At 59.7% G+C, this 419-nt stretch carries 1 protein-coding gene; it reads right to left on the reverse strand.

What is annotated here, in order from left to right:
- A partial coding sequence (locus JFN93_RS26165; protein ID WP_456237435.1) for a hypothetical protein occupies positions 1-371 on the reverse strand: 371 nt, incomplete at its 3' end.
- Between the last annotated feature and the right edge of the window lie 48 nt (positions 372-419).

Here is a 419-nt window from a genome sequence, read left to right on the forward strand (position 1 = left end):
GCGACCGATGACTCGTCACCTGCGACCGATGACTCGTCACCTGCGACCGATGACTCGTCACCTGCGACCGATGACTCATCACCCGCGACCGATGACTCATCACCTGCGACCGATGACTCATCACCTGCGACCGATGACTCGTCACCCGCGACCGATGACTCGTCACCCGCGACCGATGACTCGTCACCCGCGACCGATGACTCATCACCTGCGACCGATGACTCATCACCCGCGACCGATGACTCATCACCTGCGACCGACGACTCGTCACCCGCGACTGATGACTCATCACCTGCGACTGATGACTCGTCACCTGCGATAGATGGCTCGGGGGGGGGGGGGCCTGGGCGTGTAAAGGATTTTGTGTAAATGCCCCATCGGCTACATAACGGGCATTCTTCCCTCGTAAATGATTGAGA

Origin of the sequence: Geomesophilobacter sediminis, from assembly GCF_016458275.1 — a bacterium.
GTDB classification, from domain to species: domain Bacteria; phylum Desulfobacterota; class Desulfuromonadia; order Geobacterales; family Geobacteraceae; genus Geomesophilobacter; species Geomesophilobacter sediminis.